The organism is Streptomyces sp. NPDC048696 (assembly GCF_043198895.1).
GTDB lineage: Bacteria > Actinomycetota > Actinomycetes > Streptomycetales > Streptomycetaceae > Streptomyces.
In genome coordinates, this window is the sequence record NZ_JBICVJ010000011.1 from 15,487 (window position 1) to 30,161 (window position 14,675).

The 14,675-nt window shown below is 73.1% G+C and carries 13 protein-coding genes and 1 pseudogene; 2 read left to right on the top strand and 12 right to left on the bottom strand.

Annotated elements, in window-relative coordinates; translation table 11 throughout:
* Window positions 1-169: 169 nt before the first annotated feature.
* The 3 genes and pseudogenes from ACGFRG_RS23235 to ACGFRG_RS23245 form a co-directional block, all read right to left on the bottom strand.
* Window positions 170-730: pseudogene (locus tag ACGFRG_RS23235) on the bottom strand (B3/4 domain-containing protein); the annotation flags it as partial.
* A gap of 2 nt (window positions 731-732) precedes the next feature.
* Window positions 733-1,338 carry a LysE family translocator gene (locus ACGFRG_RS23240; RefSeq protein WP_393266710.1) on the bottom strand — a complete coding sequence of 202 codons (606 nt, stop codon included), beginning with the start codon at window positions 1,336-1,338 and terminating at the stop codon, window positions 733-735.
* 79 nt (window positions 1,339-1,417) lie between these two features.
* A complete protein-coding gene (locus ACGFRG_RS23245; protein ID WP_393266713.1) occupies window positions 1,418-2,194 on the bottom strand; it encodes an alpha/beta fold hydrolase in 777 nt (258 codons plus the stop codon).
* 148 nt (window positions 2,195-2,342) lie between these two features.
* On the opposite strand from ACGFRG_RS23245, the gene ACGFRG_RS23250 reads away from it, so the two are divergent.
* Together ACGFRG_RS23250 and ACGFRG_RS23255 are read left to right on the top strand one after the other, a co-directional pair.
* A complete protein-coding gene (locus tag ACGFRG_RS23250) occupies window positions 2,343-2,675 on the top strand; it encodes a hypothetical protein (protein WP_393266716.1) in 333 nt (110 codons plus the stop codon).
* Between the two features lie 176 nt (window positions 2,676-2,851).
* Complete coding sequence (locus tag ACGFRG_RS23255; protein WP_393266719.1) at window positions 2,852-5,065, top strand: NACHT domain-containing protein; 2,214 nt, start codon at window positions 2,852-2,854, stop codon at window positions 5,063-5,065.
* Window positions 5,066-5,118: 53 nt separating this feature from the next.
* On the opposite strand, the gene ACGFRG_RS23260 is transcribed toward ACGFRG_RS23255, so the two are convergent.
* The 9 genes from ACGFRG_RS23260 to ACGFRG_RS23300 form a co-directional block, all read right to left on the bottom strand.
* Window positions 5,119-6,489: an NADase-type glycan-binding domain-containing protein gene (locus ACGFRG_RS23260; RefSeq protein ID WP_393266722.1), complete on the bottom strand. Its 1,371-nt coding sequence runs from the start codon at window positions 6,487-6,489 to the stop codon at window positions 5,119-5,121.
* Between the two features lie 4 nt (window positions 6,490-6,493).
* On the bottom strand, window positions 6,494-7,060 hold the full coding sequence (locus tag ACGFRG_RS23265; RefSeq protein WP_361432617.1) for a phage tail protein: 567 nt from the start codon (window positions 7,058-7,060) through the stop codon (window positions 6,494-6,496).
* On the bottom strand, window positions 7,057-9,015 hold the full coding sequence (locus tag ACGFRG_RS23270; RefSeq protein WP_393266726.1) for a putative baseplate assembly protein: 1,959 nt from the start codon (window positions 9,013-9,015) through the stop codon (window positions 7,057-7,059). The genes ACGFRG_RS23265 and ACGFRG_RS23270 overlap by 4 nt, the downstream gene beginning before the upstream one ends.
* Window positions 9,015-9,437: a GPW/gp25 family protein gene (locus ACGFRG_RS23275; protein ID WP_361432611.1), complete on the bottom strand. Its 423-nt coding sequence runs from the start codon at window positions 9,435-9,437 to the stop codon at window positions 9,015-9,017. The genes ACGFRG_RS23270 and ACGFRG_RS23275 overlap by 1 nt, the downstream gene beginning before the upstream one ends.
* Entirely contained in the window at window positions 9,434-9,754 is a 321-nt protein-coding gene (locus ACGFRG_RS23280; RefSeq protein WP_393266729.1) for a PAAR domain-containing protein, read from the bottom strand. Before ACGFRG_RS23280 ends, ACGFRG_RS23275 begins: the two co-directional genes overlap by 4 nt.
* A gap of 25 nt (window positions 9,755-9,779) precedes the next feature.
* Window positions 9,780-11,606 (bottom strand): VgrG-related protein, encoded by a 1,827-nt coding sequence (locus ACGFRG_RS23285; protein ID WP_361432607.1) that lies wholly within the window; start codon window positions 11,604-11,606, stop codon window positions 9,780-9,782.
* Window positions 11,603-12,325, bottom strand: coding sequence for a LysM peptidoglycan-binding domain-containing protein (locus ACGFRG_RS23290; RefSeq protein WP_393266731.1), 723 nt, complete (start codon window positions 12,323-12,325; stop codon window positions 11,603-11,605). The genes ACGFRG_RS23285 and ACGFRG_RS23290 overlap by 4 nt, the downstream gene beginning before the upstream one ends.
* A 70-nt stretch (window positions 12,326-12,395) precedes the next feature.
* The gene (locus ACGFRG_RS23295; protein ID WP_205385740.1) at window positions 12,396-12,821 is read right to left on the bottom strand and encodes a phage tail protein; all 426 of its coding nucleotides are present in this window, start codon (window positions 12,819-12,821) and stop codon (window positions 12,396-12,398) included.
* Between the two features lie 23 nt (window positions 12,822-12,844).
* Window positions 12,845-14,335, bottom strand: a complete 1,491-nt coding sequence (locus ACGFRG_RS23300) for a hypothetical protein (RefSeq protein WP_393266734.1) — start codon at window positions 14,333-14,335, stop codon at window positions 12,845-12,847.
* Between the last annotated feature and the right edge of the window lie 340 nt (window positions 14,336-14,675).

Below are 14,675 nucleotides of genomic sequence, written 5' to 3' on the forward strand. Positions count from 1 at the left end.
TGACCTGCCCGGCGTCGAGCGCACACCCCTGGTCGTCGAAGGCGAACTCCGGTGCGGAGGCGGTGAGGACAGCCATCGTGGGGTCGACGGACCAGTGCGCGGCGAGCTCCCGGCCGATCGTTTGCAACACCTCCGGTACGACCTCTGCGCCGCCGTCGTGCATGGCCTCCGCCACCACCAGGATCGCGCTGGTGTGCGCGTCGACCGCCGAGTGCCCGCTCTGCCGGTTGGTCCAGCGGCGGGCGTGTGCCCGTCCGGCGGAGTCGACGAAGGTCACCTCGCCGGGCACGGGGTGCTCGATGTCGCCCCCGAACGTCGTGTACTGCTCGTCACCATGAGCATGACGCACCTCAAGGAGCGGGCCGGTGACGCGGTCGGTGTCGAGGACCGCGACCGGTACGGCGTACGCGACCGAGATCGCGTTGCACAGATCGACCACCGGATGGATACGCGGCAGCGCCCCGTCCTTGCGCAGCCGCCGCAGCAGCGACTCCGAGGCGCACCGGTACTGCGTCGGCCGCAGCCCCATCCGCGTGAACGCCCGCCGCCAGGAGAGGACTTCGGGGAACGCGCCCTCGGCGGTTCCGGCCAGCCGGGCCGTGGCGCGGGACGTGTACGCGGCGACCGCGGGTCCGGTGTCCACGGCGCGGTGGACGCCGGTGGTGTGGAGCACTCCGGCGGTGAGTTCGGGGTAGTCGGACCGGATCGCGTCCGCGTGCCGAAAACGCATGCTCACGCCACCGCCAGCCGCACGCCGAGGCCCACGAAACCGACGGCGAACACCCGGCGCAGGCCGGTCATCACCCTCGGCCGGGAGAGCACATGGTCGCGTACGGCGGCCGCGCACATGCCGTACGCGGCGAAGACCACGAAGGTCAGCGCCATGAACACCGCGCTCAGCCGGAGCATCGCGGGCAGTGAGCCGGACTCCCCGGCGGGGACGAACTGCGGCAGGAAGGCGACGAAGAACATCGTTAGCTTCGGGTTGAGGACGTTGACGAGGACCCCGGAGGCGATCACTTGCACCGTCGGCCGGGGCTCGGTGCCGGTCTCGACCGCCAGCGCTTCCTTGTCGCGCAGCGTCGCCCACGCCATGTACAGCAGGTAGCCGACACCGAGGTACTTGACCACGTCGTACGCGACCGGGCTGGTGCGCAGCAGAGCGGCCAGACCAGTGACGCTCGCCATGAGATGCGGCACGATCCCGAGGGTGCAGCCGAGCGCGGCGACGACGCTCGCCCGGCGGCCGTGGGACAGGGCGGCCGTCAGGGTGTACAGCACACCGGTGCCGGGAGTGGCGACCACCGCAAGGGTGGTCAGCAGGAACGCCATGCTCAAGGGGGCCTCCACACAGGTTGGATGTCCCCTCACCCTGTCGTGCCCATGGCCCTGTGGACAGAGCCAAAGAAGGCAGAGCTCACCGGTCCATAACTCCGTCGGTGTGGCCGGCCGCGGTGCGGCACGGACCTGGAACCCCGGGCGGCGGGGAATGGGTTGCAGCGGGGCGGCCCGACGCGTCCAGGAACGCCGAAACCGCCTGCAGGAACGCTTCCGGCGCTGAGTGGTGGATCAGGTGTCCCGCCGGAATGGTGACCAGTTGTCCGCCGGGGATGCGGCGGGCAAGTTCGGCGACACCGGCCTGGGGGACATGGCTGTGTGGGCCGCCGGCGAGCACCAGGGTCTCGGCGGTGATCCGGCCGAGTCGCTCCAGCCAACTGGGGTCGGGCACGTCGATCAGCGGCCTGATGGCCAGCACCATCTCCCAGTCGAAGGTCAGGGTGCCGTCCGGCCTGGCCGGAGTGCTCGGCTCGCGGGGACGGGGGAGTGGCACATCCTCCAGGACGAGCCGGCTCACCCGCTGCGGATGGTTCTGCGCGAGCAGATAGGCCACGATCCCGCCCATGGAATGCCCGATCAGATCCACTGTTCCAAGTCCCAGTGCGTCCAGGAACCGGAGTACATCGGCCTGCATGAGTTCGAGTGAGTAGTTCCCTGGCCAGTCGCTTCTGCCGTGACCGCGAAGATCGACGGCATACACCCTTCGACTCCGGGCGAGGGCGGGCACTACCGCCTCCCAGTCGGTGGCGTCCTCGCCCAGTGCGTGCAACAGGACGAGCGGCGGAGCATCCGAAGGACCCGACAGCTGATAAGCCAGCCGGACCTCACCAACGTCGAGGAAGCGTTGATCAACCATGTCCGGAGGATATGCGGACGGGGCCCGCCGGAGATCGAGGTTCACCCTCCAGGGGGCGCAGCGGTATGCACCGCCGGCTTCGTCAGCGGGCTGCTGCCGCCGGCGGCGCCGGGAGGTCACATGCGTCAAAGGATCACGTCGGGCCAGGGTGAACACCAGGCATGATGTGCGGGTGGGACATCTGCCTGTCGACGTGCGCGCGTCACTCCGCTTCTTCGCCTTCTACTTGTCGAATGGCACCATCGACGTTGATCTGCTCGACGGTATCGACTACCGTCCGGCTCTCTTCCAGTTCGGCTCACCACTGGAGCAGGTCTTCGCGATCTACTGCAATGTGCTGCAAGTTGACGCACACGGTCGGGTGCTGAACGAAGGAGACGCTCAGTACCGCGCCGCGCAGTGGATCCGCGCCCACTGCGACCGGAGCTACCGGGTCGAGCCTCCGTTCCAGGCTTGGGAGACCGAACTCCACGGCCCCTGAACGACATGGGCGGGCTGGGCCCGTCTCGGCATGATCAATCGCGCCATTGATGCCCCCCGCCAGGCGGTGGTTCTTTCGGAAGGCGGCGCGGTGTCCGCGCCCGTGTGGTCATGACCAGTCACCCAATTACGGTGACCACTCCCCGCGCCCAGGGGCGAAGCGGGAGGATGCCGGGCATGGGGGCATCACGAACGCGCCGGGTGACCGTTGTCTATGTCGCCTTGCAGGCGGCGACCGCGGCTGTCGCTCTGTGGCTGACCAAGCAGTTCCAGGTGGCCCGGATGGCCGCCACAGCCGTTGCCCTGGCACCCACCGTGCCCGGCGCCTACCTGGCCTGGGCCGCCTACCGCGAGGACCGCGCCGAGGCGGCGGCCGACACCGATGCCAAGGGCAGGACGCTGGCCGCCGCGGTGGCCGCCGCCGAGACGCGGCAGCGCGCCCAGCTGATCGGGCCCGGTGCGCACCGCATCGATGTCGCCTTCACACACCGGCTGGAGCCCGCCAACAACGCCACCGGCGCCCAGCCCGGCGGCCGGCTGACCGATGTCGTCGCCTACTACCAGCGGCTGCGCCCGGCCCGGCTGGTCATCACCGGTGCGCCCGGCGCGGGCAAGACTCTCCTGGCCATCGAACTCGTCCTCGGCCTGCTCACCCAGCCGGGCCGCACTCCCGACGATCCCGTGCCGGTCCGCCTCTCGCTGTCCGGCTGGGACACCGAGAGACCGCTGCAGCAGTGGCTCGCCCAGCAGATCCACGAGCAGTTCTCCGGCCGGCTCAGCCTCGCCGACGCCCGTCGGCTGGTCCACGGCCACCGCGTCCTGCCGGTCCTGGACGGCCTCGACGAGATGGACACCTCCACCACTCCCGCTGCCCGACGCCGAGCCGCCCGCGCCCTGGAGCAGCTCAGCGCCTACCAGGACCCCACCGGCAACGCCCCCCTCGTCCTGACCTGCCGGACCCCGCAGTACGCCGAACTCGCCGCCCTGGACGTGCGGATGCGCGAAGCCGCCCGCATCGAACTGGATCCCGTCACTCCCGCCCAGGCCACGGCGTACCTCACCGCGCGCACCACCAGCCCCGGCCGCTGGGCCACCGTGATCACCACCCTCACCACCGCCCCGGGCGGCACCTTGGCCCGCGCCCTGGACACTCCCTGGCGGCTCAACCTCGCCGCCACCGCCTACGAGGAACGCGACCGCGCCACCCTCGCCCACCTGCGCCACCCCGACCAACTGCTCACTCTCGCCTCGCCCTCGGCCGTCCGTGACCACCTGCTGGCCCTGTACCTGCCCGCCGTCACCAGCCAGCACCACACCCGCCCCGGCCGTTACTCGGGCGACCAGGCCCACCGCTGGCTCGCCGCCCTCGCCGCGCACCTCGCCGCCAACACCTCCGCGGGCGGTACCGACATCGCCCTGCTCCAGCTCTGGCCCATGGCCGGGCGCACTCGTGTCCGCATCACTGACGCCGTGCTCGCCGTGTTCCTCGCCCTCGCCTGCACCTTCCCGCTGGTGGCACAGGTGGACGACTCTTCCCCTGCCGGTCTGCTCGCCGGCGCGACCGTGGGGCTGTACTGGCTCGCAGCGATCTGGAACGCGGGCCGCGCCGGCGTTCCCGACCGCCTCCACACATTCCGGCTCCACCGGCTCCGCAGCTCCGACCATGTCAGTGGGCGGGACGCCACCACGGTCGTCCGCACTCTCGCGGCCACACTGCCGATCGGGCTGACGATCTCGGTGGTGGGCGTACTGGCGGACCGGCCGACGCACGGGCTGGCAGACGACATGACGAGCGCGATCGCCGTCGCACTGGTGCTCTGGCTGCTGGGCTCCGCCGCGCTGGTCATCACAAAGGGGCTCACGACCCCGGTGGGCGATGCTCCGCCCACCGACCCCCGCCATCCGGTCCGCGCCGACCTCGTGGTCGGGCTGGCGGCGGGGCCGACGCTGGGACTGGCGTACGCGCTAGTGTGCGGCCTGTCGATCCTGCTGGGCACCATGTACGGCGCCACGCTCACCGCGGGGGTCGTCACCGGGCAGCCCACCGGGTTCAGCGCTCTCAGAGCCGGTCTCGATGCCCTCACCACCGGACTCAAGAGCGGATTCACGACCGGATTCACGGCCGGGCTCACCAACGGGCGTGCGTTCCTCCTCGCGGGCTGGCTCGCGAGCGGACTCGCGACGGGAGTGGCCGCCGGGCTGTACCTGATCGCCGGAGCCGGCCGCCGCTACCTGGTCTTTCTCCTCTGTTCCCGCGGGCGGCTCCCCTTGAGGCTGGGTGCCTTCCTTCACTGGGCCTACGAAGGGGGTCTGCTGCGCATCTCCGGCGCGGCCTACCAGTTCCGCCACCGCGAACTCCAGGACTGGCTGGCGGGCCACCCGACTCCCTGAAGCGGGGCAGACAGACCCCCGCATCCGGCCGGTGGCACGCCGACGGTCCCGCCTCAGCTTCGCTGGAAGAACTCCACTTCGGCGAGCGCGATATGACGGCCTGGGGTGAGTCCCGTCACCGATCGCAGTTCCAGCCGTACGGTGACCACGTCGTCGAACCCCGTGACCAGGGTTTGCGGTCCCGGCTTGTCGCTCAGCGACAGTGTCTTGCGGTGCGTCGTCCCGTTCGCCGAAGTGGCGGTCATGTCCATCTGGAGCGCCCGCGCCTCTTGGGCGTACTGCTCCGGCGAGACGGACGCGCCGTTCGTGATGATGAGGTCGACCAGCCGGAACGGTTTGTCGAAGGTGTACGTCACGGTCGCCCCTGGCTTCGGCGCGCCCCAGTAGCGGTTGCGGAGGCCGTCCGTGGTGTTCGTCGCGGGATGCCCGGGCAACTCGGCGCTCGCCGTGATGTTCGCCGGGGTGATGGCCTTGGTGCCGCCGAGCTTGTCCTTGGTGTCCTCGAAGAGCGCGCGCCCGGCGGGCAGCAGCAGGAAGACTGCCACGGCCAGGGCCACGACCGCGGCGAGGGCGACCAGGAGGCGTACACCACGTCCGGAACCCGCGCGCACCCGGCGGCGGAACGGCCAGACGGTACGCCACCACGGCAGCGGAGCGGTGGGCGCCGCCGGGTGCAGCGGGGCGGCGCAGCGGCGGCAGAAGCGGCGTTCCGGCTGGTTGAGCGTGCCGCACGCGCCGCACGGCAGCCCCGCCTCCTCCTCCGTCGCGGTGACGGGCCGCACCGTGGGGCGCGCCGCGACGGGCTTGGCGGGCAGGACGGGCGCGGGCTGGGCCGGCTGCTCCGCTGCCGCCGGTGGCCGATCTCCCGTTGCGTCCGGGGCGGTTGGCTCCGGGGCGGACGCGGACGCGGATGTGGCCGCCGGTGCCGTGCTGTCCGCCCGGACGTGGTCGTCGGCCGCAGGGCCGTCGGGTGGCGGTGTCACCTCCTGGGGCGCTTGGCTGCCCGCGTCCGCCGCCGGGTCCGGGCGTGGTTCGGCGGCGGGGCCCCGGCCTGGCGACGCGCTGTCGGTGTCGGGCGCCCAGGGTCGTACGCCTGGCCCAGCCGTCACGCCCGGCGCCCCCGGCACGCGCGACTCCTCGGGATCCCGCCGCGCGCGCCCCGTCAGTCGCGTCCGCAGGGACGACGTACGGGACGTCGAGGTGCGGGTCGTGGCGGCCGGCGCGTCGGCCTCGGCCGTGGGGTCGGGGGACGACGCGGTGTGCGGTGCGTCCGGATGGTGGTGGGCCGGGGCGGGCGGCTCGGGGGCATCGTCCCCGGTGGACGTCTGGTGCGCGGGGTCCGACCAGCCCAGGTAGGAACCGCAGTTGCCGCAGAAGTCGTCATCGGGACCGTTGGACGCCCCGCACTGCGGGCACGTACGCATGACGTCACCTCCCCTCGTCGGCGGGCGGGCCGGGCAGGATCTCCACCCGGCACGAGACGTGCACCGGGCACAGGTCCCGGATGATCTCCCGTACGCGCTCTTCGTCGACGTCCGGGCCGCGGCCGGGCCACACCCGCACGACCACGTCACCGGACCGCTCGGGCGGCAGATCGGCGCCCGCGGTACTCGACCACACCGCCCCGCCGTCGTCCCTGACGTCGGCGTCGACCCCGAGCGTGAGCCGCAGCCTTTCGAGCAGGCCGCGCCGGGTGCCGCGCCACCGGTGCAGTTCCACTGCCCGTATCACCGCGGCCCGGCGCAGCTCCGGCGGCCATGCGGGGTCGTCGCCGGCTCCCACCCAGGACGTCAGCCATGCGACGAAGTCGAGCGGTGCGACACGTGGGTCGAGATAGGCGGGCAGGTTGTCGAGGGTGGCGAACACGGGCGCGAGGACGGTGTCCAGGCCGGCGGTGAACCGCTGGGCGAAGTCGTCGTCGGCGTAGAGGCCGGGCAGCTGGCCGCCGATCGGATACCGGCTCGGCAGCCCCGGAACGGCGGCGCGTCGGCTCATGTCCGGGCCTCCGGTGCCAGCGGCTGGACGACGACCTGGTGCTGGTAGGAGAAGACCAGGGCGCCCGGGGCCACGTCGACGCGCTCCACCGGCGCGCCCCGCCGTCCGGTGATCGGGTCGGCGGCGAACAGGAGGATCTCCTCGACCAGCGCGTTGCCGGTCGCACGCTGGAGCACGCCGAACACCTCCCCGTACTGCACCGGCCGCCCGAACGGCCAGCCGTCGCCGTCCGGGCCGCCGCGCAGCGGATTGAGGTGGCGGAACAGCGCGGCGAGTGCCGCCTCCCGCACCCGGTCCGTGTCGCCGGGTGCGGCCGAGAGCCGGGCCACCACGGTGACGCCTTGGTAGACGGGGGGCTCCACCACCAGCCGGGTCCCGATCAGCCGCCGCTCGTCCAGACTCGCGGTGATCGCGGCGAGGACCTGGTCCGAGGGGATCAGCTGCTCGAACCGGAGCTGGTCGCCGTCGTCGGCCACCGCGTCCGGCACCACCAGCACCCGCACCGCGCCCGGCTCGTTCGCGGCGGGCAGGCAGCGCACCCGGCGTACCGAGGGGGCCGCCTGACGGCTGATGATCTCGTAGTCCTCGGCGGTCACCGCGCGCTCCTGCATCCGCAGCGCTTCCGGGGCGCGGAGTTTGGCGTTGGCGAGGGTCTCGCCCTCGACGCCGCCGCGTGCCGCCTCGCGGTTGGAGACCCGTGCGATGTACGGCGCGGAGCTGCGCAGGACCGAGATCGCGCCGCGGGCGACATTGCCGGCGGGCCCGCCGCCGGTGCGGTAGCGGGCCACTCGGATGCGGGCGCCCTTCTCCGGTACGGCGCCGCACCGGCGCAGCGTGCCGTCCGGTTCGCGCAGCGCCGGAGGGAAGACGAACTCGCCGGCGGTGGCGTCCACCCGGACGTGCCGGTCGGCGGGGCCCGAGCGCCCGAAGTGCTCGACCACCTCCCAGCGCTGCCACCCGTCGGCCGAGGAGACCTCCACGACGGGGGGTCCGTCGTCCAGCAGCACCGGCGGGCGGCCGAGCCGGAACGTCTGGCCCGCGACCCCCTCCGACGTACCGAGGGGCACATCGGTGACGGTCTCGGCGTGCTCCGCCGAGGTGGTGCCGCCGATCGTGAACACCGCGGCCTCCCGTACGGTCGGGGACTCCGAGTAGAACGGCTGGCCCGGTTCCGCCTCGGTGACCCGGCAGCGCAGCCAGCCCGCCCGGGTTCCGCCGATCACGGACGCCGTGTGCCCGGACGGCACGTACACGACCACCTCGCCGGGCCGGTTCAGGCCGCCCGTGGTGTCCGAACCCGTCTCGCACACCAGCCAGCGGCCGCCGTCCCACGCCTCCCAGGCCAACGGCGGCTGGCGCGGGTCCACGCCCACGCCCTCCACCCGGCTGTCCAGGCGCACCGCGACCACACAGCTCGGCACCGCCGTGGGCAGCCCGAACAACAGCGCGTCGCCCGGTTCGGGGGCCCGCTGGAAGCACGGCACGTCGCGGCCTTCGGCGAGCGCTCCGGTCCGATCCGTCTGCTCGCCGCTCCGGGGGGCGGTGACCAGCCGGATCAACTCGCTGGGCAGGATGCGCAGTTCCCGCGTCGTCGCGAACACCACGGGGTCCTCCGACTCGCCGTCGGCGGTGGTCACCTCGGTGCCCGCGGGCAGGATCACCGTGTCGGGCTGCGGCGCGGACAGCCAGAAGTCGACCTCGGCAAAGGCCGCCGCCGGAGGGAAGAGACGGATGCCCAACAGGTCCAGGAAGGCGGTGTAGTTCTTGTCCGGCACCCGGTTCAGCCGGTACAGCAACTGGTCCACGAGGTAGGCGAACGTCTCGATCAGGGTGACGCCCGGGTCGGAGACATTGTGGTCGGTCCACTCCGGGGCGCGCTGCTGCACATAGCGTTTCGCCTCGTCGACGAGTTGCTGGAACCGTCGGTCGTCCAGGTTGGGGGAGGGCAGGGCCATCAGTTCGCGACCGCTTCCTCGGCCCCCTCCTCCGAGGGGATCGTGTAGAAGGGAAACACCAGGTTGCGCCGGTCGTTGGTGGTGCGGACGGTGTAGCGCACGTCGATATAGAGGGTTCCGGCGTCCACCTCGTCGAAGGCGACCACCACGTCGTCCACCGCGATGCGCGGTTCCCAGCGCTCCAGCGCCTCGCGCACCTGCTGGGCGATCAGCCCGGCGGTGGCGCCGTCGCCCGGTGCGAAGACGTAGTCGTGGACGCCGCAGCCGAACTCCGGGCGCATGGGGCGTTCGCCCGGCGCGGTGCCCAGGACCAGCCGGATCGCCTCCTCGATCTCCCGCACGCCCCCCACCAGGCCGATCCCGCCGGTCGGTCCGACCCGCAGCGGGAAGGCCCAGCCGCGTCCGATGAACTGTTCGCTCACAGCGGGCCCCCGATCTGCACGTTCACGGCGCCGAGTCGGACGGTCGCGCCGCAGGCGGTCTTGTCGCCCGCCCGGGCGGCCGGCAACCCGCCGATGAGCACCGTGCCCGTGGCGAGCGCCGCCGGGTTGGGCAGCACGACGTTGGCGGGTCCCAGGGCCGCGTGCGGGGGCATCGCGCAGATGTGCAGGCTGCCCACGACGGCGGCGGGCCGGCCGCCGATGAGCACGCGCGCGACCGTCGCGGCGGCGCCGGGCGGCGGGGTGGCGACGGCACCACCGTGGTCGGTGGGGTCGCCGGTACGGGCTGCGGCGGGCATGCCGGGTTCCTCCAGACGGGGTCGGTCAGTTGATGCGTACGAGAGTCCCCTTCAACACCCCCAACAGGCCGCCGTCGAGGGTGAGATCCGCCTGTCCGGCGACGTTGACGGAGCGGCCGCCGATCCGGACCGCCGCGGTGGCGTCGATCTCCACGGCGCTGCCCTTGACACTGACCTTGCCGGTCCGCGCGTCGAGCGTGATGCCGTGCTGGTCCAGCCGCACCGAGGACAGCGCGCGCCGGCCGCCGGCCGCGTACACCGTCAGCTCGATCCGGTTGTCGCGGTCGTGCAGCAGCACCTCCAGCCGCTCGTCCGCGGTGCGCAGGCGTACGCCGGACACGCCCGGAGCCGGCGCGTCGAGCAGCTCGACACGGTGGCCCGAACGCGACACCACGGAACGCCGGTTGACCTTTCCGCTGGTCGCGTCCACCAACGGAACGTCGTGCGGTGAGGGCTGGTCCACGCCGTTGTAGAGGCCGCCGATGACGTACGGGCGGTCCAGCATCCCCTGTTCGAAGCCGACCAGCACCTCGTCGTTGACCTCGGGACTCACCACGCCCCCGCCGCCCTTGCCGCCCCACTGCACGGTGCGCACCCAGTCCGTCACATAGGTCTCGTCCAGCCAGGGGAACTTGAGCCGGACTCCGCCCTGCTGCGCGCCGCCGGGTTCGCGTACATCGGTGACCACGCCGATCGCCAGGCCGGGTATGCGCGGGCTGCGGCCGGGCGCGTTCGCACCCGTCACCAGACCCGCGAGGGAGCGGTCCGGGCTGGCGCTGACCCAGACCGTGGTGCGGTAGCCGCCGTGCGGGTCCAGGCTGTGCCGCACCGCGGTCGCCGTGTACCGCCCGGAGAAAGCCGGTCCGACGTTGCCGAGCGCGACCGGCGTGCCCGCCCGCAGCCGCGGGTTGCCCTCGGCCACCGCCTCCAGTTCCCCGAAACCGGAACTGACCTGAGCGGCGATCGCCTCGGCCGCCGCCTTGGTCTCGGCCTGCGTACGGTAGGGGGTGTCGGTCACGGTCACCTTCGCCGACGCGCCGAACCGGGCGGCCAGGGCCGGGCTCAGGCCCGGCAGCACGGTGTCGCTGCGTACCGCGGGCTGCCGGGCGACCAGCCGGGTCTTGGTGGTCACATCCCAGCCCCGGACCTCCACCGACCCCGCCCCGTCCGCGCCCGACAGCGACGCGCGCAGCGCCAGCAGGTTCCGCCCGTACTCCAGCACCAGCGGGTTCTGCGTGGCCGGAGTCGAGGGCGCGGGTGCCCCCGACGCCTTCTCGGGCCGGGTGAACTGCAGCACGCCTTTGTCGTCGAGCCGCACCAGCGCGCCGCTCTCGCCCGCCAGATACTGCAGGAAGTCCCAGTCGGAGACGTTGGCCTGTGACAGCTGCTTGTAGGTGACCGGTGCGGCCTCCACCTTGCCGCAGGTCAGGCCCGCCCCCGCGGCCACCTTGCGGACGATGGCGGCGGCCGTCATGTTCCGGTACGCCACCACCTTGCGCCCGCGCTGGAGCCGGTGCGCCTTGGAGTAGGCCCGCACCACCGTGAACGAACCGGTGCTGTCCCGGTCGATCTCCACCGCCGTGACCTCGCCGTTGAACAGCCGCTCGCGCGCCTGCCCGGTCACCGTCACCACCGACACCCGAAGCGGCGTGCCCAGGGTGATGCCGGTCGACTTCAGGAACTCGTGGTCGGGATCCCGGTAGGTCAGCACGGCGGTGTCCGGCAGGCCCACGTTCTCGTCCACGACACAGCTCACCAGCTGAGCCGCCCAGATCTGCGGCAGTTCGCCGGGGCTCTCCACGACGGGGTCGGCCGCGAACGACCGGCCGCCCCGCGCCTCGGATGTGCTCATCGCTCCTCCCCGGCTCCCGGGTCCCGTAGCCCGGGCACCACCAGTTCGGCGCCGGGGGTCAGGGCCATCGGGTCGTCGATCCCGTTCGCCTCCGCGATGACCCGCCAGGCCGTCGCGTCGCCGTACTCGCGCCACGCCAGCAGCGCCAGGCTGTCCCCGGCCACCACCGTGTGCGTTCTGCGGGCCGTGCGCGCACCGGACGTGGGGTTCTGGCCCGGCGGGTCGACGCTCGCCTCCTCCACCGACAGCGCGCAGGTCGCCCGCAGCGGCTTGCCGTCCACGTCGAAGAGCGTGTACGTCACCGACAGGTTCGACAGCACGCCGTCGAACGAGGTCGTGCGGGTGGTACCCCACGCGAACCGCACCCACGGACTGGCGGGTTTCTTCCGCGCGAGGCTCGCCGCAGTCGGCACGCACGCCTTCATCAGCTTTTCCACCGCCTCCTCCACGGAGTTGTCGTGGGTCGACGTCGCGTCGAGGAAGACCTCCAGGCTCAGCTCGCGCGGCCCGCTGCCCACGAACTCGGGCAGTGCCGACTGCCCGGCCATCCGCGACGGACTGCGCCGCCACTCGGTGGTCTTGCGCAACTGGAGCGTGGTCGGGTTGAACTGCAGGTCCAGTTGGGCGATCGTTCCGCCGGGCTTCGCCCCGACCGCGGCCGGGGGTTCCTTGAGGGTGAGCTGAGCCCTGGCCCGGCTGGTGCGGAACGTGGTGGACATACCGGGGACTCCTTGCGTTCGGGGCGGGGAGAGGCGAGTGGTGGGTGTGACAACGGCAGTTGACTGAGTGTCAGGACGGCCGTAGTCCCTCGTGGGCGATCTCCAACGTCTCCACCGCCGGCTGGGAGGAGGACGGGTCGAAGGAGGGACCCTGCCAGCGCACCGGCACGATGCCCAGCACCTGCCAGCTGATGATCCGGGTCAGGTCCGGTTTGAGCGCCACGATCTCACCGTCCTTCGGCTCCACCCGCCGCAGCGTCTCGTCGAGCCAGCGCCCGATCTTCGCCGTGTCGGCGGTGACCGGCCGGGTCAGCGTGATGTTCGACCAGGTGACCCGGCCCGGCAGCTGCCAGGTGAATCCGTTGTTGCCGCCCTCGGCGTAACTCTCCATCTCCACCTCCGCGCCCATACCGGAACAGGTGTGGAAGGCCCCCAGGTCGTTGCCGCCGATCGCGAGCCGGAAGAACACGCTCGTCGCGAAGATGCTGTCGGTCATCGTTGTCCGTCCGTTCCGTGTTCTCAGCGGCGTCCGTCGTAGGGGCGTCCCGCGCGTTCCCGGCCGCGCCGCAGGTCGGCGCGGAGCAGCCGGGACAGCGGGTCCAGGAGGCGCCGCGCCAGGTCGTCCAGGTCGATGCCCGGTTCCTGCGGCACCGGCGTCTGCCGCGCGGCCCGCTCCGGGGGCCGCGCGCGCTCCGGCGGCGAGGACGCCGACCGCTGCCGCCCGCGTGCGGGCGCCGCCGTCACCGGCACCCCGGCGGGGACACCGGCGACCATGTCCCGCTGGACGACCGGCACCGCGGAGGCGGCGGCGCGTCCCGCTCCTTGCTCCGGCCTCGTCGCCGTGCGCGTGACCCGGACCACCGGTATGCCCGGTCCCGGGTCGGCCGGTGGTGGAAGGGAGTCCTGGACGCGGGCGGGCTGGATCGGCAGGGTCTGCGGATCGGACAGGGGCAACCCCGACGGGCGCCCCGCCGTGTCGGCACCCGTCGCCGCCCGCTGGACGAACTGATCCGGCCGTACGACGGGTACAGCGGGTACGACGGACCGCTGGTGCCGGGTACCGGCGCCGGTAGGCGGTGCGGGGTACGAGGGTGTGGTCGTTGCCGTGGCGGAGGCGGCTCGCCGTACCCGGGGCGCCCCGAGCGCGCCGGGAGGCGCACCTGGCGCCGGACGCGCGGCCGGCTCCGCTGCCGGGGTCCGCTGTATGTCCGGTGCCGCCGGAGCTGGTTCGCGGCGCCATGACGCGGCTACGACGGGCCGTTCGGCCTCGCGGCCACCGCCAGGCGGCATGGCGTCTTCGGGACGCCGCGTGGTGACCTTGAGAGGACGTTCGGCGAGGAGCGCGAGAGCGCGGGGCGGTGCCGCCGTGGCGAGCGTGCCGGTGCGCTGGAGGGGCAGCGGGCCGTGGGCGCCGGGCGGCGGAAGGTGAGTGGTGCCGGGGCGCGGTCCGGCCGGCCCGTGCGAGGGATGCGGGGTGGGCCGCGCACGGCCGGAAGGGGCGACGGCGCGCGCGACGACGACGGGTGGCGGTGACTGGCGGCCGCCGGAGCGGGGTGCGCCCGCGCGTTGTACGTCCCGGCCGGTGGCGGGTGTGTCGCTGCCGTGTTGGATGCGGGCGGGGGGCGCGTAACCCGGCAGGTCGGCCGGGGTGGTCGTGCCGCCGAGTGCCGTACGTACGGGGGGCGTTGCCGGGGACGCGGGCGACGGGCCGACCGGTGCCACCAGTGGAGTGGCGAGAGTCTGCGGGGTGGGCTCCGGCGAGGGCGGGACCGCTGCCGAGGGCGCGGAGTCTTCCGTACGAGCGGAGTCGGCAGCCGGACCCAACCGCCGGGCGCCGAGCAGGGGTGCGTCATCGGCACCCGTCGCGGCGGCGTCGTGGTGGGGCGCGGTGTGTCCGGCGCCCGCAGGACGCAGGGGAGCTCGCTGGACCGCATCGGGCCCCCGGCCGTCCGCCGTGTCCCGGTCAGCCGAAGTGCCCCGGTCGGCGGTGGTGTCCCGGCCGCCCGGCACGCGCCCAACCTCCGGCGGGCGGCGGGTGTCGGGTGCCCGCTGCACGTCGGCCGGGCGCCCGCCCGGTGCCGCGTTCCGGGCAACACGTTGCTGCGGGCCGTGCGGAGCACCAGGGGATCCGGGTGAAGGACGTGAGCCGGGGAGGCTCGCGGTCGCGGGCAACGCGGGCAAGGGCGCTCCCAGCCCGCCACGGCTACGGGCTCCGGATGGACCCGATGGCGAGTCCGGGCGTGCGCGACCCGGGCCGTCCGGTGACGTCGGCGCCGTGCCACTCGCCGTGCGGGAGGAGGCGGCGGCGCCGGACAGACTCGGCGTGGAACCAGGTTGCTCAGCCTGACGC